The 282-nt window shown below is 45.0% G+C and carries 1 pseudogene; it reads left to right on the forward strand.

Annotated elements, in window-relative coordinates:
* Nucleotides 1-100 precede the first annotated feature (100 nt).
* Nucleotides 101-282, forward strand: a pseudogene (locus U8L64_RS20160) (hypothetical protein); the annotation flags it as partial.

The raw sequence follows: 282 nt of genomic DNA on the forward strand, positions 1-282 counted from the left end.
TACAAGTAAAGAGTAACTCTCGAATTAACGAGTGTTGCTTTGTGATGCTGATAATCATGCGACTATCAGTCTTACATTCACAAGCACCCACACGAATTGCTTGATTCAGTTGTTAAAGAGCGTTTCGATCAAGCCTTTCGCCTCAACCGAGGCCGCGCATTTTACAGCAGCCTTTCTCGCTGTCAAGCTGTTTTTCGAAAATCTCTTTTCTACTCAACCGCTTGCCGCTCCGATCAATCTTCATCTCTCGTCAGCGGGAGGCGAATCATACAGCGTTCAAAA

Source organism: Pseudomonas sp. FIP_A4 (assembly GCF_036701605.1).
GTDB classification, from domain to species: domain Bacteria; phylum Pseudomonadota; class Gammaproteobacteria; order Pseudomonadales; family Pseudomonadaceae; genus Stutzerimonas; species Stutzerimonas phenolilytica.